Origin of the sequence: Frigoribacterium sp. R86507 (assembly GCF_044597695.1) — a bacterium.
In the GTDB taxonomy this organism is placed as follows: domain Bacteria; phylum Actinomycetota; class Actinomycetes; order Actinomycetales; family Microbacteriaceae; genus Frigoribacterium.
The window spans coordinates 2,554,648-2,571,663 of the sequence record NZ_CP139002.1 but is presented as its reverse complement, the minus strand read 5'-3'; the positions used below and the strand labels follow the sequence as shown (position 1 = coordinate 2,571,663).

General features: G+C 71.3%; 16 protein-coding genes and 1 pseudogene. 13 read left to right on the top strand and 4 right to left on the bottom strand.

Annotation, left to right across the window (positions count from 1 at the left end):
• Together SJY14_RS12105 and SJY14_RS12100 are read left to right on the top strand one after the other, a co-directional pair.
• Nucleotides 1-915, top strand: coding sequence for a glycine betaine ABC transporter substrate-binding protein (locus tag SJY14_RS12105; protein WP_071254289.1), 915 nt, complete (start codon nucleotides 1-3; stop codon nucleotides 913-915).
• Nucleotides 916-1,141: 226 nt separating this feature from the next.
• A complete protein-coding gene (locus tag SJY14_RS12100; RefSeq protein ID WP_143048533.1) occupies nucleotides 1,142-1,381 on the top strand; it encodes a hypothetical protein in 240 nt (79 codons plus the stop codon).
• A gap of 64 nt (nucleotides 1,382-1,445) precedes the next feature.
• Here the strand turns inward: SJY14_RS12100 and SJY14_RS12095 are convergent, their stop codons facing one another.
• Nucleotides 1,446-2,261, bottom strand: coding sequence for an alpha/beta hydrolase (locus SJY14_RS12095; protein WP_255364134.1), 816 nt, complete (start codon nucleotides 2,259-2,261; stop codon nucleotides 1,446-1,448).
• Nucleotides 2,262-2,322: 61 nt separating this feature from the next.
• Here SJY14_RS12095 and SJY14_RS12090 point away from each other — a divergent pair, with 61 nt between their 5' ends.
• Nucleotides 2,323-3,615 carry a mechanosensitive ion channel family protein gene (locus SJY14_RS12090; RefSeq protein WP_083396161.1) on the top strand — a complete coding sequence of 431 codons (1,293 nt, stop codon included), beginning with the start codon at nucleotides 2,323-2,325 and terminating at the stop codon, nucleotides 3,613-3,615.
• A gap of 69 nt (nucleotides 3,616-3,684) precedes the next feature.
• On the opposite strand, the gene SJY14_RS12085 is transcribed toward SJY14_RS12090, so the two are convergent.
• Nucleotides 3,685-3,864: a hypothetical protein gene (locus SJY14_RS12085; RefSeq protein WP_055971764.1), complete on the bottom strand. Its 180-nt coding sequence runs from the start codon at nucleotides 3,862-3,864 to the stop codon at nucleotides 3,685-3,687.
• Nucleotides 3,865-3,986: 122 nt separating this feature from the next.
• Between SJY14_RS12085 and SJY14_RS12080 the strand changes: the two genes are divergently transcribed.
• Nucleotides 3,987-5,141, top strand: coding sequence for an SLC13 family permease (locus tag SJY14_RS12080; RefSeq protein ID WP_071254287.1), 1,155 nt, complete (start codon nucleotides 3,987-3,989; stop codon nucleotides 5,139-5,141).
• A gap of 77 nt (nucleotides 5,142-5,218) precedes the next feature.
• Here SJY14_RS12080 and SJY14_RS12075 read toward each other — a convergent pair.
• Both SJY14_RS12075 and SJY14_RS12070 read right to left on the bottom strand, forming a co-directional pair.
• Nucleotides 5,219-5,941, bottom strand: a pseudogene (locus SJY14_RS12075) (sugar phosphate isomerase/epimerase family protein); the annotation flags it as partial.
• An 83-nt stretch (nucleotides 5,942-6,024) separates the two neighbouring features.
• The gene (locus tag SJY14_RS12070; RefSeq protein ID WP_083396160.1) at nucleotides 6,025-7,065 is read right to left on the bottom strand and encodes a magnesium transporter CorA family protein; all 1,041 of its coding nucleotides are present in this window, start codon (nucleotides 7,063-7,065) and stop codon (nucleotides 6,025-6,027) included.
• A gap of 18 nt (nucleotides 7,066-7,083) precedes the next feature.
• Between SJY14_RS12070 and SJY14_RS12065 the strand changes: the two genes are divergently transcribed.
• The 9 genes from SJY14_RS12065 to mnhG all read left to right on the top strand — a co-directional run bounded on the left by SJY14_RS12065 (nucleotide 7,084) and on the right by mnhG (nucleotide 16,965).
• The gene (locus tag SJY14_RS12065) at nucleotides 7,084-7,854 is read left to right on the top strand and encodes a fructosamine kinase family protein (RefSeq protein ID WP_071254286.1); all 771 of its coding nucleotides are present in this window, start codon (nucleotides 7,084-7,086) and stop codon (nucleotides 7,852-7,854) included.
• 117 nt (nucleotides 7,855-7,971) lie between these two features.
• A complete protein-coding gene (gene otsA, locus SJY14_RS12060) occupies nucleotides 7,972-9,471 on the top strand; it encodes an alpha,alpha-trehalose-phosphate synthase (UDP-forming) (RefSeq protein ID WP_071254284.1) in 1,500 nt (499 codons plus the stop codon).
• A complete protein-coding gene (gene otsB, locus SJY14_RS12055) occupies nucleotides 9,468-10,247 on the top strand; it encodes a trehalose-phosphatase (protein ID WP_218141812.1) in 780 nt (259 codons plus the stop codon). Before otsA ends, otsB begins: the two co-directional genes overlap by 4 nt.
• A gap of 141 nt (nucleotides 10,248-10,388) precedes the next feature.
• Complete coding sequence (locus SJY14_RS12050) at nucleotides 10,389-13,391, top strand: Na+/H+ antiporter subunit A (RefSeq protein WP_071254281.1); 3,003 nt, start codon at nucleotides 10,389-10,391, stop codon at nucleotides 13,389-13,391.
• Entirely contained in the window at nucleotides 13,388-13,897 is a 510-nt protein-coding gene (locus SJY14_RS12045) for a Na(+)/H(+) antiporter subunit C (protein ID WP_071254278.1), read from the top strand. Before SJY14_RS12050 ends, SJY14_RS12045 begins: the two co-directional genes overlap by 4 nt.
• Nucleotides 13,894-15,531 carry a Na+/H+ antiporter subunit D gene (locus SJY14_RS12040; protein ID WP_083396110.1) on the top strand — a complete coding sequence of 546 codons (1,638 nt, stop codon included), beginning with the start codon at nucleotides 13,894-13,896 and terminating at the stop codon, nucleotides 15,529-15,531. Before SJY14_RS12045 ends, SJY14_RS12040 begins: the two co-directional genes overlap by 4 nt.
• Nucleotides 15,528-16,148 (top strand): Na+/H+ antiporter subunit E, encoded by a 621-nt coding sequence (locus SJY14_RS12035; protein ID WP_071254276.1) that lies wholly within the window; start codon nucleotides 15,528-15,530, stop codon nucleotides 16,146-16,148. The genes SJY14_RS12040 and SJY14_RS12035 overlap by 4 nt, the downstream gene beginning before the upstream one ends.
• Nucleotides 16,145-16,408 (top strand): monovalent cation/H+ antiporter complex subunit F, encoded by a 264-nt coding sequence (locus SJY14_RS12030; protein WP_054145652.1) that lies wholly within the window; start codon nucleotides 16,145-16,147, stop codon nucleotides 16,406-16,408. The genes SJY14_RS12035 and SJY14_RS12030 overlap by 4 nt, the downstream gene beginning before the upstream one ends.
• On the top strand, nucleotides 16,405-16,965 hold the full coding sequence (gene mnhG / locus SJY14_RS12025) for a monovalent cation/H(+) antiporter subunit G (RefSeq protein ID WP_071254275.1): 561 nt from the start codon (nucleotides 16,405-16,407) through the stop codon (nucleotides 16,963-16,965). The genes SJY14_RS12030 and mnhG overlap by 4 nt, the downstream gene beginning before the upstream one ends.
• Nucleotides 16,966-17,016 lie beyond the last annotated feature (51 nt).

Genomic DNA, 17,016 nt, shown 5'->3' with positions numbered 1-17,016 from the left:
ATGAAGAAGCGCACCATCGCCGCATCGATCGCCCTCGGCACCACCGCCGTCCTCGGACTCGCGGCCTGCTCGCCCCCCGGCAGCAGCTCGGCGGCCGACGCCGAGACGCTCGACAACGGCGACCAGGCCGTCGTCGACCTCGCCGTGTTCAACGGCTGGGACGAGGGCATCGCGGCCTCGTGGCTGTGGAAGACCGTCCTCGAGGAGAAGGGCTACACGGTCAACCTCAAGCCGGCCGACGTCGCTCCCGTCTACAGCGGCCTCACCACCGACGACTACGACGTCGTGCTCGACACCTGGCTGCCCACGACCCACGCGTCGTACATCGAGCAGTACGGTGACGACCTGACCGACCTCGGCGCCTGGAACGACGGCGCCAAGCTCGCGGTCGCCGTGAACGAGGACGCCCCGATCGATTCCCTCGACGAGCTGGCGGCCAACGCCGACCTGTTCGGCGGCAAGATCGTCGGCATCGAGCCGGGGGCCGGTCTCACCGCCGCGGTCCAGGACGAGACGATCCCCACCTACGGCCTGGACGACATGCAGCTGCAGACCTCGTCGACCGCCGCCATGCTCACCGAGTTGAAGAGCGCGACCGACGCGGGCGAGAACATCGCGGTCACGCTCTGGAGCCCGCACTGGGCCTACGACGCCTTCCCGATCAAGGACCTCGCCGACCCCGAGGGCACCCTGGGCGATGCCGAGGGCATCCACTCCTTCGGTGGCAAGAGCTTCACGGCGAACTTCCCGCAGCTGACCGAGTGGCTGCAGGGCTTCGACATGGACACCGAGACCCTGTCGTCGCTCGAGAACGCCATGTTCAACGGTGACGAGGTCGACGGCGACGACTACGCCCCCGTCGTCGAGAAGTGGATCTCCGAGAACCAGGACTACGTCGACGGCCTCACCAGCTGATCCGATCCCTGCACGACGTCGCCCCGGCCGAGCCCCGCTCGTCCGGGGCGACGTCGTACCGGGCGCCCGGCCGGGTGACGCGGAGCCGGGTGAAAGCACAGCCGGACGACACCCGACGCACAGCCAACCCCGAGGTCACACCCCGGGAGGCGCGGGTAGCGTCGTCGGCGGACGTCACCGAGGCGCCCCCGCACCGCCCGCACCAGCAGCACGAGAGGCACCACCCGTGAGCACCACCGCACCGACCGACGTCCTGAGGAGAATGGCCCGCGTCATCACGCGCACCGTCTCGTCCGACCTCGTCCAGGTGTCGACCCCCGACCGCGTGCTCGGCCACGTCCGGGCCGAGCAGGGCACGTTCGTCGCGCTGCGCGGTGCCGACCCCCGCTGGGGCGAGGTCGTCGGGCGGTATCCCTCCGAGGGACTGGCCCTCGAGGCCCTGCGGCAGCGCAAGCGCTCGATCTGATCCACCGCCGCGTCAGGTCGTCCTCGAGCGGTCGCTCGGTCAGGCCCGACGAACGCTCGGGAGCCTAGCCACCGACGCCGGCGAAGAACGACGTGAGCTGGCGCGTGATCCGGTCGCGCGCCTCCTCGTCCGAGATGGTGGCCGAACCGTCGCCCGACTGCTCGCCGTAGCTGCCGAACTGCGCGTGGTTCGACCCGTCGATCTCGACCACCGAGGCGCTGTCCGGCAGCATGTCGCGGTAGTTGGCGATCTTCGCCGGAGTGCTCAGACCGTCCTCGGAACCACCGAGGCTGAGGACCGCCAGCTCGTCGTCGTCCGAGAGGTCGGTGGTCGCGCAGTACGAGCCGAGAAGCACCAGCGCGTCCACCGTCCGGTCGTCGGCGGCGTACTGACAGGCGCGCACGCCGCCGAGCGAGTGGCCGCCGACGGCCCATTCGTCGACCTCGGGGGCGAGGTCGGTGAAGGTCGACAGCGGACGGGGGTCGAGGATGCCGAACCCGAGAGTGGGTCGTTCGACGACGACGGTGACGCCCGTGGCGACGAGCCCCGCGAAGGTCTGCTCGTAGGCCTGCGGGTCGACCCGGGCACCGGCGACGAAGACGAGACCCTGGCCGGTGGCGGTCGTCTCGGCCGGTCGCATCACGACCGTGTCGGGCCTGCTCGTCACCTCGACCCGTTGGTCGTCGGACACCGAGGCGAGCGAGGCGGCCGTCGCCGACATCGGCGTCTTGGCCCACACGAAGAACCCCGTGGCGGCGAGCACCACGACGGCGAACGACCCGAGGGCCACCCCCTTGAGCACGCGTCGTCGTCGTGAGCGGTGACGCAGGGGCGTCGAGGGCGTGGCGGACTCGTGACGGGAAGCTGTGGATCGTCTCACCGTTCCATCGTCCCAGCGTCGAGCCGGGACGCAGCCGTGCGTCATGCGTCAGGCTCGGGGGATGCCCTGGATACAACTCGTCATCTCGCTCGTCGCCGCCGTCGTCCTCACCTTCGTCGTCTCGGCCGTCGTCGGTGCGGTCGTCGGCGTGGTCGCGAAGCGCAAGGAGTGGGCGCAGGCGTTCGTGAAGCGCATGCGCCGCCCGTTCCGCGCGACGCTGCTCGTCGTCCTGCTCGTCATCGCCCTGACCACGTCGTTCGACTCGCTGCTCCCCGCCGACTACCCGGGGGAGGGCTGGGTCTCGCAGTCCTTCCGGTGCGCCATCATCGTCGTCGTGGCCTGGTTCGTGGGCGCCCTCGCGATCTTCTTCGAGGACCTCGGGCTGTCGCGCTACCGGGTCGACACCCCCGACAACCGGGTGGCCCGTCGTGTCCGGACGCAGGTGCTCATCCTGCGACGGCTGACCGTGGCCCTGATCGTGATCCTCGCCGCGGGCACCGTGCTGCTCGGGTTCCCGGGCGTCGAGGCGGTGGGCGCGAGCGTCCTCGCCAGCGCGGGGCTGGTCTCGGTCGTCGCCGGCCTCGCGGCGCAGTCGACGCTGGCCAACGTCTTCGCCGGCATCCAACTGGCCTTCAGCGACGCGATCCGCATCGACGACGTCGTCGTGGTCGAGGGGCAGTGGGGCCTGATCGAAGAGATCACGCTCTCGTACGTGGTCGTGCACATCTGGGACGACCGTCGACTCGTGCTGCCGTCGACCTACTTCACGACTACGCCGTTCGAGAACTGGACGCGGCGCAACAGCGAGCTGCTCGGCGCGGTCGAGTTCGACCTGGACTGGCGCGTCGACCCGGGCGCCATGCGCAAGGAGCTCGACGTGATCCTCGCGGGCACCGACCTCTGGGACGGGCGCACCAAGGTGCTGCAGGTGACCGACGCCCAGGCCGGCTACGTGCGCGTCCGCGTCCTGGTCACGGCAAAGGACGCCCCGACCCTGTTCGACCTGCGCTGCCTCGTCCGCGAGGACCTCATCGCCTGGCTGCGCGCGAAGAGCCCGCAGTCGATCCCGCGGACCCGGGTGCAGATGGTCGAGGCCGAACCGGTGCCGACCGGGCGGGCCCCCCGCTCGACGTCCGACGCCTCGGGCCTGTTCAGCGGCGACAACGCCGACTCCGAGCGCACCGCGCTCTTCACGGCGGCCATCCCGATCCACGACATCGCCGACTACGAGGCCTCGCTCGGCGCGGAGGCGGAACGCGACCCGCACGTCGCGGGCCGACCCGGGGGCCTGCCCGTCGGCCGTCCCGACGGTGACCCGGCCGGGCCGACGCCCGGCGTCGGCGGGCGTCGCTGACGCGACCGCACGGACGAGGAGGCGCGCCCCGCCAGAGCGGGACGCGCCTCCTCGGTGTCTCGGCGGACGTCAGTCGTCGTCGTTCGCGGCCTCGATGACGTTGCCCACGGCGATCGCGGTGGACGCGGCCCAGCTGATCGCCGTGAGGGCGAGGCGCCAGTCGCGCGGGCCGGCGCTCAGGCTCTTGAGGAGGCTGATGCCGGAGAAGATCGCGCTGATGATCGCGCCGTTGAAGAGGAATTTGCGCACGGTGGGGCTCCCAGGGGTCGTTTCGACCACGGTACCGCGTGACGTCGCGCGAGTCCGGGTGGGGGTAGGTTGAGCTGCCCGGCGTCCCGTGCCGGTGCGTCCCGCGGTCGAAGGAGAATGCCGTGCGCACTGCCGTGCTCGGAGGAGTGTTCGTGGCGCTCGGCCTCGTGGCCGTGGTCACCGGAGTCCTGACCGGTGACGAACTGCTCGCCCTCGTCGAGCGGGTCGCGCCCGTGCTGGGCTTCGTCGTCGGCCTGACGATCGTCGCCGAGCTGGCGGCGGAGGCCGGGCTCTTCGCCTGGCTGGCGTCCGCCTCGGCCCGCCTCGCCGGCGGACGGGTGCTCGTGTTGTGGCTCCTGGTCGTGGCGCTCGCCGTGCTGTGCACGGTGTTCCTCTCGCTCGACACGACGGCCGTGCTGCTCACGCCGGTGGTCGTGATCGTGGCCCGACACGCGGGCCTGCCGCCGATGCCGTTCGCCCTGACCACGGTGTGGCTCGCGAACTGCGCCTCGATGCTGCTGCCCGTCTCGAACCTCACCAACCTGCTCGCCCTGCACGAGTTGGGGTCGCCGGCTCCCGTGCAGTTCGCCGCCCTGGTTGCGCCGGCCGCCGTGGTGGGCGTCGTCGTCCCGGTCGTGGCGATCGGACTGCGCTACCGCCGTCAGCTGGTCGGCCGGTTCGAGGCGCCGTCGTCCGAGCCCGTGGCCGATCGCGTGCTCTTCGGCGTCGCCGCGGTCGCGACGGGACTGCTCGTGCCGGCCCTCGTGTCGGGCGTCGAGGTGTGGATCCCCGCGGCCGTCGCGGCGCTCGTGCTCGTCGTGGCCACGGCCGTGCGGCGCCGGGGCGTCCTGCGGCTCGGACTGGTGCCGTGGGGCACCCTGCTCTTCGCCGGCGGGCTCTTCCTCGTCGTCGAGGCCGCCCACTCGCTCGGCCTCGCCGACCTGCTCGGCGCCGTGGTGGGCACGGGTGACCAGCTGCCCGACCTGCTGCGGCTCGCGGGCGGCAGCGCCGTCGCCGCGAACGTCGCGAACAACCTGCCGGCCTACCTCGCCCTCGAACCGGTGGCCGGATCACCGTTGCGGCTCGTCGCCGTGCTCGTCGGGGTGAACATCGGCTGCCTCGTCACGCCCTGGGCCTCGCTCGCGACGCTGCTCTGGCACTCCCGGTTGTCGTCGATGGGCGTCGAGGTCGCGTGGGGACGGTTCATGCTCGCCGGGCTCGGGGTGGCGGCGGTCGCCGTGCCGCTCGCGGTCGTCGCGACGGTCCTGGTCGTCTGAGGGGGCCGGGCGACGGTGCCCGACGCGGGGGCGGTCGCGAGGTGACGACGCGCGAAGGCGAGCGTCCGCCTCAGCTGGCCGAGCCGCGCCTCCTCGTCCCCGGCGGTGTGCACCTCGGCGGCGGCGACGCCGGTCCAGCCCGACCGGGCCAGATGGGTCAGGACCTCGGCGACCGGCTGCGTGCCGTCGCCCGGCACGAGGTGCTGGTCGTGCAGCCCTCCCGGCCGGGACGAGACGACGCCGTCGGTCAGGTGGACGTGGCGCAACCGGGGCCCGAGCGCCAGGGCGAGGTCGAGGGCGTCGCGACCGGCGACGGCGGCGTGCGAGAAGTCGAGGGTGGCCGCGTCGACGTCGGTCGCCACGGGGTCGGGCCCGGGGCGGTAGGCGTCGAACCCCACCGGCCCGAACCGGAGGGGGAACATGTTCTCGACCGCCAGGGTGACGCCCGTCTCCGCGGCGATCTCCCGGACGACGTCGACGAAGCGGGCCGCGAACGACCTCTGCCAGACGAACGGCGGGTGCACGACGACGGTCGAGGCACCCAGCTCGCGGGCCAGCTCGGCCGACCGGCGGAGCTTCTCGACCTGGTCCCGGCCGAAGGCGAAATGGGCGACGGGCAGCACGGGGGCGTGCACCGAGAGCACGGGCAGGCCCCAGCGCGCGGTCGTCGCGCGGAGGAGTTCGGCGCTTCGGGTCGTCCGGTCCCCCGTCACCATCACCTCGACCCCGTCGAAGCCGGTGAGCCGAGCGAGCCGGAAGGCCTCGTCGGTCGACAGCGGGAAGACGCAGGACGTGCTCATTCCGACCGTGATCACGTGGCCAGGCTACGACCGGTGCGGCAGGGCGGCGTCGACCCCGCGGTGAACAGTGCGGGAACGGCGGACTACAGCCAGTCGCGACGTTTGAACTGCCACCAGAGCAGGCCGCCGATCGCCACGATCAGCACGCACGACGTGACGAAGCCCCCGGGGGACTGGAACCCCGGGTACGGCACGTTCTGCCCGTAGAACCCCGTGATCGCCGTGGGGACGGCGATGATGGCCGCCCAGCTCGTCACCTTCTTCATGATGAGGTTCATGCGGTTGGACTGCAGGTTGAGGTTCGTGTCGAGGATGGTCGAGACGAGGTCGCGCAGCGAGTCGTTCTGCTCGGCCACGCGCAGGACGTGGTCGTAGACGTCCTGGAAGTACGGCTGCATGTCGGCGTCGACCTCTTTCAGGTCGCGGCGCAGCAGGGTGTTCAGCACCTCGCGCATCGGCGACGCCACCCGCCGCAGCTGGACGAGGCTCTTGCGCAGGGCGAACGAGCGCTTCTGCACGTCGATGGTGCGGGGCGTCGGGTCGAAGAGGTCGTCGGCGATGCCCTCGATCTCGTCGTCGAGCGCGTCCGTGGCGTCGAAGTGCCGGTCCACGACGCAGTCGAGCAGCCCCCAGAGGAAGTACGAGACGCCGTGCGACGCCAGGTCGCGGTTCTGGTCGAAGGTCGCCTGCAGTCGGGCGACGTCGAACTCGGGATGGTGGATCGTCACGAGGGCGCGCTCGGTGATGAACGCCTTCACCTCGCTCGTGTCGAGCACGCCGCTGGCACGGTCGAAGCGCACGTCGTAGAGCGCCGTGAACAGATGGTTGTCGTAGCGGTCGATCTTGGGCCGCTGCCCGTCCTGCAGGGCGTCCTCGACGGCGAGCTCGTGCAGGCCGAGCTCGTCCTCGAGCGCGGCGAGGTCGTCGGCGGTCGGGTCGGTGAGATCGATCCACACGTGGCAGCCGTCGGTCTCGAGGTGGTCGCTCACCTCGTGCAGCGGGAAGTCGTGGGCGATCAGCTCGCCCCCGCGGTAGGCGCGCGTGACGATGGTCGTGTCGGACTCGTGGCCCTCGTCGGCGGTGCCGTGGGGCCCCTCGGTGCGCGGGGGACGGGTGTCGGTCATGAGGCGCATGCTATTCCCGTGACCTCGTACACGAAGCAGCGTGCCGACGCCCCCGCAGGGTTCTTCGAGGCCGAGGCGGTCGGGCTCGCCTGGCTCGCCGAGGCCACGCCCCGAGGAGGCGCGCGCACCGTGGGCGTGCAGGCCGCGTCCCCGGGGCGCATCGACCTCGATCCCGTGCACGAGGTCCGCCCCACGGCCGAGGCCGCCCGGGCCTTCGGTGAGGCGCTCGCGGTGACCCACGCGAGCGGCGCGGACGCGTTCGGTGCGCCTCCTCGGGGGTGGACGGGCCCGTGCTTCATCGGCAGCCGGTCGATGACCGTGCGACCGAAGGCGACCTGGGGCGTCTTCTACGCCGAGCAGCGGGTCCTGCCGTACGCCCGCGTCGCCGTCGAGGCGGGCAACCTCGACCGGGCGGGCCTCGAGGTCGTCGAGCGTGCGTGCCGCGTCGTCGCGGACGGCGCCTTCGACGACGACGTTCCGCCGGCTCGCCTCCACGGCGACCTGTGGGCCGGCAACGTGCTCTTCGACGGCGGCGGGGTCGTGCTCATCGACCCGGCCGCCCACGGCGGGCACCCCGAGACCGACCTGGCGATGCTGGCGTTGTTCGGCTGCCCGCACCTCGAGGACGTGCTGGCCGGCTACGAGGCGCGCTCGCCGCTGGGGGAGGGGTGGCAGGGCCGCGTGCCGCTGCACCAGCTGCATCCGCTCGCCGTGCACGCCGCCGGTCACGGGCCGGGCTACGGCGTGGCGCTTGTGAGAGCCGCCGAGGCGACCCTGCACCTCGCCTGACCGGTGCCGCGGTGGGGCGGTGGGGCGCCGCCGGTCGACCGGGGGCGCGGGGGCGTCGCTGATAATCTGGCCGTCCCGCGTCCGTGCGGGCGATCCGACAGGAGCTGACCCACCCCCATGCCTGACACCCCCGAACGTTACGGCTTCGTCGTCGTCTCCAACCGCTTGCCCGTCGACCGGGTCGTCGCCGACGACGGTTCGGCGTCGTGGCAGCACTCGCCCGGCGGTCTCGTCACCGCCCTCGAGCCCGTCATGAAGGCCAACGACGGTGCGTGGGTGGGCTGGGCGGGGCAACCCGACCTCGAGTTCGAGCCCTTCGAGGCGGACGGGATCGAGATCGTCCCCGTGCCGCTCAGCGCCGACGAGGTGCAGCGCTACTACGAGGGCTTCAGCAACGACACGCTGTGGCCGCTCTACCACGACGTCATCGCTGCCCCGACCTACCACCGGGTCTGGTGGGAGTCCTACGTGCAGGTCAACCAGCGCTTCGCCGACCGGGCCGCCGAGATCACCGAAGAGGGCGGCACCATCTGGGTGCAGGACTACCAGCTGCAGCTCGTGCCGAAGATGCTGCGCGAGGCCCGACCCGACGTCACCATCGGGTTCTTCAACCACATCCCGTTCCCGCCGCTCGGCATCTTCTCGCAGCTGCCCTGGCGGCAGCAGATCGTCGAGGGCCTGCTCGGCGCCGACGTCATCGGCTTCCAGCGGGCCGACGACGCGTCGAACTTCTCGCGCGCCGTCCGCCACCTGCTCGGCTACTCGACGACGCGCCCCTACATCGAGGTCCCGGTCGACGACGAGTCCGCGCCGGTGTCGCGCCGCGGCACGAAGGTGCGCCGCGTGCTGGCGAAGCACTTCCCGATCTCGATCGACGCCGCCAGCTACGAAGAGCTCGCCGCCCGACCCGACGTCCAGGCCAGGGCCCGTGAGATCCGCGAGGGCCTCGGCAACCCCAAGACGATCATGCTCGGCGTCGACCGGCTCGACTACACCAAGGGCATCCGGCACCGCATGAAGGCGTTCGGCGAGCTGCTCGCGGACGGCCGGCTCAGCGTCGAGGACGCCACGCTCGTGCAGGTCGCGAGCCCGAGCCGCGAGCGGGTCGAGACGTACAAGCAGCTGCGCGACGAGATCGAGCTGACCGTCGGCCGCGTGAACGGCGACTACGGCACCATGAGCCACACGGCCATCAGCTACCACCACCACGGCTACCCCCGCGAAGAGATGGTGGCGCTGTACCTCGCCGCCGACATCATGCTGGTCACGGCACTGCGCGACGGCATGAACCTGGTCGCGAAAGAGTACGTGGCGGTGCGTCGCGACAACGACGGCGTGCTCGTGCTCAGCGAGTTCGCCGGTGCGGCCGACGAGCTGAAGAGCGCCCTGCTGATCAACCCGCACGACATCGGCGGCCTCAAGAACACGATCATGCGCGCCATCGAGATGCCCAAGCGGGACCGCACCACGCGCATGCGCGCCCTCCGCCGTCGCGTGCTCGAGAACGACGTGGCCAAGTGGTCGGCGTCCTTCCTCCAGGCCCTCGAGAACGTGCGACCGGGGCAGCAGATCACGCCGGCACCGGCCTCGGGCGCGAAGGGCGGCGACGCCTCGTGATCGGTTCCGACTCCCTCGCGCTCAGCGACGCGCTCGGTCGCCTCGCGACGACCCCGCGCCTCCTCGTGGCCCTCGACTTCGACGGCACCCTGGCCCCCGAGGTCGACGCGCCCCTGCAGGCCCGGGCGCTGCCGGCGGCCCTGGACGCGATCAGGCGCCTCTCGGCCCTCGACCAGACCACGGTGGCCCTGGTGTCCGGACGCGACCTCGCGTCGTTGGTCGAGGTCAGCCAGACCCCCGACGAGGTGCTGCTGGTCGGCTCGCACGGCATCGAGGTGCGGGTCGACGGCCACGAGACCTCGCTGACCGACGACGAGCAGGCTGCCCGCGCGCGCCTGTCCGACGCCGTCCACGGTGCGGCCGAGGGGCGTGAGGGCGTCTTCGTGGAAGAGAAGCCCGCAGGCCTCGCCCTGCACACACGGCTCGCGGACGTCGCAACGACCGAGGCCGTCCACACGGCGGCCCGCGAGGCCGTCGGCGCCCTCGGCGGCATGCACGAGCGGGTCGGCAAGAACGTCCTCGAGTTCGCCGTCCGGGCGACGGGCAAGAACGACGGCATCGACCGACTCCGTGAAGCCGTCGAGGCCACGGGCGTCCTCTACGCGGGGGACGACGTGACGGACGAGGACGGCTTCCGGGCGCTCGGCGAGGGCGACCTGTCGGTCAAGGTCGGCCCGGGCGAGACCGGGGCGATGCACCGTGTCGCCGATCCCGCCGCGATGGCCGACCTGCTCGTCGAACTGGCCGGTCTGCGCGAGCACCTGGGGCATGCTTGACGCCGCATGACTTGCACGGGTGTGATGCCCGGGTCTGAGCATTCCCAGCCGACTGCAAGGTAGTCTGGACCCCCCGCCGCGACTCCCCGCCGCCGCTCAGCCGAGCCGGTTCGACGAGGTCGCCAGCCGACGGAGGTCCCCGTGATCGTAGTCCTGACAACGTTCGCCGTGGCGGCCGTCGTCGTGGCCTGCGTCGGCGGGCGACTCGGCCGCTCGCTCTTCCTCTGGGCGTCCGTCGTGCCCTTCGCCGCCTTCGTCTTCACGGCGTTCCAGGGGCCCGCGGTGCTGTCGGGCGAGGTGCCCACCGAGGCCTTGCCGTGGATCCCGCAGCTCGCCATCTCGCTCACGCTGCGCATGGACGTGCTCGCCTGGGTGCTCGCGCTCGTCGTGACCGGCGTCGGCGGCCTCGTCCTCGTCTACTGCGCCCGGTACTTCGAGCGCGACGAGGCCGGTCGCGCCCGGTTCGCCGCCGTGCTCGTGGCCTTCGCCGGGGCCATGTACGGCCTCGTGACGAGCGACGACGTCTTCGTCCTGTTCGTCTTCTGGGAGGCCACGAGCGTTTTCTCGTACCTGCTGATCGGGCACTACACGGCGAAGCAGGCCAGCCGTGGCGCCGCGTTGCAGGCCCTCATCGTCACGACCGCCGGCGGGCTCGCGATGCTCGTCGGCCTCGTGATCCTCGCCGTCCAGGGCGGCACGAGCTCGTTGTCGCAGCTCGTCGAGCAGCCACCCACCGGCACGGTCGTCACGGTGGCCGTCGTGCTCGTGCTCGTCGGGGCCCTCTCGAAGTCGGCACTCGTGCCGTTCCACTTCTGGCTCCCGGCCGCGATGGCCGCACCGACGCCGGTCAGCGCCTACCTGCACGCCGCCGCGATGGTCAAGGCGGGCATCTACCTCGTCGCCCGGCTCGCCCCCGGCTACCACGACCAGCCCGGCTGGCAAGAGATCATCGTGACCGTCGGGGTCGTCACGATGATCCTGGGCGGGTACCGCGCCCTCCGCCAGCACGACCTGAAGCTCGTCCTGGCCTACGGCACGGTGAGCCAGCTCGGCTTCCTGACGATCGTGGTCGGTTTCGGCACCCGCGACGCCGCACTCGCCGGCCTCGCACTCCTGGTCGCGCACGCCCTGTTCAAGTCCACGCTCTTCCTGGTGGTCGGCGTCATCGACCACCGGACCGGCACACGAGACCTCCGCAAGCTCTGCGGGCTCGGTCGGCAGGCGCCCGTCCTCCTCGTGGTGACGATCCTCGCCCTCGCCTCCATGGCCGGCGTGCCGCCGACCTTCGGCTTCGTCGCGAAAGAGGCCGTGCTCACGGCGCTCTACGACGACGCCGTGACCGGCTCGGCCTGGGGCGTGATGGCCTTGGTCGGCGTCGTCGTCGGTTCGATCCTGACCACCGCGTACAGCCTGCGCTTCCTCTGGGGGGCGTTCGGCCGCAAGAAGGGCGTCGAGCCGGTCGACTTCGTCCGCGAGCACGTGGACTTCCTCGCGTCGCCGATCGTCCTCGCCGTCGCCGGCGTGGTGCTGGGTCTGGTCTCGTACCAGGTCGGCCCGGTGTTCGCGCGCTACGCCGACACGCTCCCCGCCGCACCGGGCGAGCACGAGCCGTACTACCTGGCGCTGTGGCACGGACTGGAGCCCGCGCTCGGCTTCACCGCGATCTCGCTCGTCGTCGGCGGCCTGCTCTTCTGGCAGCGCGATCGGGTGTCGCAGGTGCAGAAGGCCGTCTCGTTCCTGCCCCGCGCCTCCGACGGGTACGTGCGCATCATGGCGACCATCGACCGCACGGCGTCACGGACGACCGCGACGACGCAGCGCGGGTCGCTGCCGTTCTACCTCGCCACCATCCTCATCGTGTTCATCGCCTCGTCGGCGGTGACGCTGGCGCTCAACAGCGACTGGCCGACCACCGCCGTGCTCTGGGACTACCCGGCCCAGCTCGCCATCGGCGGGTTGATGATCATCGGCGCCATCGCGTCGGCGCTGTCGAACAAGAGGTTCCAGGCCGTCGTCCTCGTCGGCGTGACCGGCTACGGCATGGCCGCGCTCTTCGCCCTGCACGGGGCTCCCGACCTGGCCCTGACGCAAGCCCTGATCGAGACCATCACCCTCATCGCGTTCGTCCTCGTGCTGCGTCGGCTGCCGGCCCGCCTGGGCGAACGCAACGGACGCACCCACCGGGCGATCCGGGCCGTCATCGGCATCTCGGTCGGGTCCGTCATGGCCGCCATCGCCGTCGTCGCCCTCGGGGCGCGATCGATCCCCACCATCTCCGGTGCCTTCCCCGATCTCGCCGTCGACGGTGGCCACGGCCGAAACGTCGTCAACGTGACGCTCGTGGACATCCGCGGGTGGGACACCATGGGCGAGATCGCCGTCCTCATCGTCGCCGCCACGGGCGTCGCGAGCCTCGTCTTCCTGACCTCCCGCGCCGACGTCCTGCCCCGGCCCGAGCGGCGCACGCGGGCGCAGCGGTTCCTGGCACGGGTCCGACCCGTGCGCGAGCCGGCCCCGGTCGTGCCCGTCGGCGGGGCGACGGCGCAGATCGGCGACAGCACCGAGGGCGACCGGCGTGCCTGGCTGCTGGCCGGGCGCAAACTCGCTCCGCAGAACCGGTCCATCCTGCTCGAGGTCGTCGTCCGGCTGATCTTCCACGCCATCATCGTCGTGTCGATCTACCTGCTCTTCGCCGGTCACAACCTGCCCGGCGGTGGCTTCGCCGGCGGTCTGGTCGCGGGGTTCGCCTTCGTGGCGCGCTACCTCGCCGGCGGTCGGTACGAGCTCGGCGCGGCCGCGCCCCTCGATGCCGGCAAGCTCCTGGGCGCCGGTCTCCTGACGGTCGCCGCGACGGCACTCGTCCCGCTCTTCTTCGGAGTCGACGCCCTCACGTCGACCTGGTTCGAGGCCGAGGTGCCGCTGCTCGGCCACGTCGAGTTCGTCACGTCGACGTTCTTCGACGTCGGCGTCTACCTGGTCGTCGTCGGGCTCGTCCTCGACGTGCTCCGCAGCCTCGGAGCCGAGGTTGACCGTCAAGAAGAAGAGGACGCGTTCGGCCACCCGAGCGAGGTGTCCGAGCCCGAAGAGGAGTCGCTCCCCGTGTCCGTCGCCGGTACGCCCCCGACCGAGCGGGGGCGCGCATGAGCGTCTCCCTCGCCCTGATCGTCGTCATGGCCGCGCTGTACGCCTGCGGCGTCTACCTGCTGCTCGAGCGCAGCATGACCCGGGTGCTGCTGGGCTTCCTGCTCGTCGGCAACGCCACGAACATCCTCATACTGCTCATGTCCGGCCGACGCGGCGCGGCCCCCGTGGTCGACGGCCAGGCCGATCCGGCCGACTTCGCCGACCCGCTGCCGCAGGCCTTCGTGCTGACGGCCATCGTCATCACCTTCGGCATCTCGGCGTTCATGCTCGCGCTGATCTACCGGTCGTGGCGACTCGCGCAGGGCGACACCCTCGCGGACGACGCCGAGGACCTCGAGATCGGACGTCGAGGCGTCCCGGCCGAAGAAGAGTCCGAGCAGGGCGACGGTGACGACGAGGCCGGTGGCGACAGCGAGTTCGGCAGCCGGGCCGAAGCGGCCGTCCCGGCCGACGACCGGCCCCACCACGACCGGTCCCACCACGACGAGAAAGGGCACGGAGCATGACCACCAGCTACCTCGTGCCGCTCGTCGTCCTGATCCCACTGCTCGGTGCCGCGGCGGCACTGATCGCCGGTCGGCGGCCCCGGCTGCAGGCCGTCGTCTCGATCGTCGCCCTGGCCCTCGTCGTCGTCATCAGCCTCGTGCTGCTCGTCGTCGTGGACACGCAAGGGGCGATCGCCGTGCAGGTGGGCGGTTGGCAGGCGCCGTTCGGCATCACGCTCGTCGTCGACCGTCTCGCCGCGCTCATGCTCAGCATCTCGTCGATCGTCCTGCTGGCGGTCTTCGTGTTCTCGGTCGGGCAGGGCCAGGCCGACGGTGACGGCGAGGCCCCGGTCTCGATCTACAACCCGACCTACCTCATCCTCGCCACGGGCGTCTTCAACGCCTTCATCGCAGGTGACCTCTTCAACCTCTACGTGGGCTTCGAGATCCTCCTGGTGGCCAGCTACGTGCTGATCACCCTCGGCGGCACCGAGCAGCGCATCCGGGCCGGTGTGGTCTACATCGTCGTCAGCCTGGTGTCGTCCGTGCTGTTCCTCGCGTCCATCGCGATGATCTACGGCGCGCTCGGCACGGTCAACATCGCCGACATCGCCCAGAAGATGGACACCATCCCGCCCGACGTGCAGACGATCATCCACGTCATGCTGCTGACGGCGTTCGGCATCAAGGCCGCGATCTTCCCTCTGTCGTTCTGGCTGCCCGACTCGTACCCGACCGCTCCCGCCCCCGTGACCGCCGTCTTCGCGGGATTGCTGACCAAGGTCGGCGTGTACGCCATCATCCGCACCGAGACGGTGCTGTTCGTCGAGAGCAACGTCAACGTCTACCTGCTGATCATCGCGTTGCTGACGATGATCGTGGGCATCCTCGGAGCGGTGGCCCAGGCCGACATCAAGCGACTGCTCTCGTTCACCCTGGTCAGCCACATCGGCTACATGATCTTCGGCATCGCGCTCGGCACCGTCGAGGGGCTGGCAGCGACGATCTACTACGTCGTCCACCACATCACGGTGCAGACCACGCTCTTCCTCGGGGCGGGGTTGATCGAACGACGAGGCGGTACGGCGTCGATCACCCGTCTGGGCGGTCTGCTCAAGGCGGCGCCGATCGTGGCCGTCCTCTTCTTCATCCCGGCGCTCAACCTGGGTGGCATCCCGCCGTTCTCGGGCTTCATCGGCAAGGTCGCGCTCTTCGAGGCCGGCGCCCGGCTCGACGATCCGCTCGTGTACGTGCTCATCGGCGCCGGGGCGCTGACATCCCTGCTCACGCTCTACGCCCTGATGCGTGCCTGGAACCTCGCGTTCTGGCGTCCCAAGGCCGACGTCGACGACCACGAGTCGCCGTTCACCGAGCACCTCGAGGAGGCCCCGGGTCGGGTGGCCGTCCAGCAGCGTCGCACCAACCCCCGCACCATGGTGGGCGCGACCGCCGGCATGGTGCTCGTCTCGCTCGCCCTCACCTTCGCCGCCGGCCCGCTCTACGGCGTCGCCGAGCGCGCGGCCGGTCGGGTCTACGGCTCGAACGACTACGTGCAGACGGTCTTCCCCGCCGGGCAGGGCGAGACGACCTCCGACCCGTCGTCGCCCGAGCCCGAACCCGCCTCCGACTCCGCCGACGAGGGGAGCACACCGTGACCGGTCGTCCCACCCGTGGCGAGGTCGGCCGCAGCCTCGCCCGTCAGCTGCCCCTGCTCGTCGGACTGGTCGTCCTCTGGATGGCCCTGTGGAACCAGTTCACCGTCCTGGCCTTCGTCACCGGGGTCGCGGTGGCGCTGCTCGTGACCCGGGTGTTCTTCCTGCCGCCGGTCGAACTGAGCGGCCGGTTCAACCTCTGGTACGCCGTAGTCTTCCTGGCGCACTTCGTGGTCGACCTGGTCCGCGCCTCCGTCATCGTCGCCTGGCAGGCCGTGCGTCCTCGGGGGGTGACCTCGAACGCCATCGTCGCCGTCCAGCTGCACACGAGGTCGGACTTCATCATGACCCTGGTCGCCGAGGCGATCTCGCTCGTGCCCGGGTCGCTCGTGGTCGAGGCCGACCGCGAGCGGTCGATCCTCTACCTGCACGCCCTCGCCGTCGAGGACCTCGCCGGGGTCGAGGGCGTCCGCGACGGCGTCCTGGTCGTCGAGGCCCGTCTCGTCCGGGTGCTCGGCAGCGACGACGACCGACGTCGCATCGCCGACGGCACCCCGGCCGCGGCCGAGGTCCACGAACCGGTCAGCCCGTCCTCGTCCCACGAAGGAGGTCCCTCGTGACCGTCGTCGCCTACGTCGTCGGTGCGCTGTTCGCGTTCGCCGGACTCGCGTCGGTCATCCGCATCGTGCGGGGGCCGTCGATCCTCGACCGCATGATCGCGTCCGACATGCTGCTGACCACCCTGATCTGCGTGCTCGCCGCCGACATGGTCTTCAACGGCCACACCCGCACCATCCCGGTCATCCTCGCCCTCGCGCTGACGGCCGTCCTCGGTTCGATCACCGTGGCGCGCTACGTCTCGAAGCAGGACCCGTCGTGATCCCCGAGACGGTCTACGAGGTCGCCGCCTCGATCATGCTGATCGGCGGGGCGCTGCTCTCGGTCGCGGCGGGCATCGGCCTCCTGAGGTTCCCGGACGCCCTGTCGCGCATGCACGCCGCGACCAAGCCGCAGATCTTCGGCCTCATCCTCGTGCTGGCGGCCATCGCGCTCGACCAGCACACCGTCGGCACGATCGCATCCCTGCTCGTCGTCCTCGTCTTCCAGATGCTCACCGCCCCCATCTCGGCGCACATGATCGGGCGGGCGGGGTACCGCAACGGCGACCTGTTGCGGGACCAGTTGGTCGTCGACGAACTCGACGACGCCGTGGCGCGGGCCGCCGGCGAGATCGCCGAGACCACCGAGGGCGACGTCACCGATCTCGACGTGTCCGACCTGCCCGTCGGGTCGGCCGACGCCCTGGCCGTCGAGATGGACCGGGTGGGCGACTCCTCCGGGCTCGACGACAGCGAGGGCGACGACGAGGCCCGCGACCACGAGGGCCGACGCACCCGGTCGCGCGATGCCGCGGCGGGGGAGCCGGGCGAGCTCTGAGGCGTCCGGCCGCGGTGGACGGCACGGGCCCGGTCACGGCCTAAACTCGAC

Coding starts and splice junctions, on each gene's coding strand:
- SJY14_RS12105 (WP_071254289.1), top strand. CDS start 1: ATGAAGAAGCGCACCATCGCCGCATCGATCGCCCTCGGCACCACCGCC.
- SJY14_RS12090 (WP_083396161.1), top strand. CDS start 2,323: ATGCCCTGGATACAACTCGTCATCTCGCTCGTCGCCGCCGTCGTCCTC.
- SJY14_RS12070 (WP_083396160.1), bottom strand. CDS start 7,065: ATGACCGACACCCGTCCCCCGCGCACCGAGGGGCCCCACGGCACCGCC.
- otsA (WP_071254284.1), top strand. CDS start 7,972: ATGCCTGACACCCCCGAACGTTACGGCTTCGTCGTCGTCTCCAACCGC.
- SJY14_RS12045 (WP_071254278.1), top strand. CDS start 13,388: ATGAGCGTCTCCCTCGCCCTGATCGTCGTCATGGCCGCGCTGTACGCC.
- SJY14_RS12040 (WP_083396110.1), top strand. CDS start 13,894: ATGACCACCAGCTACCTCGTGCCGCTCGTCGTCCTGATCCCACTGCTC.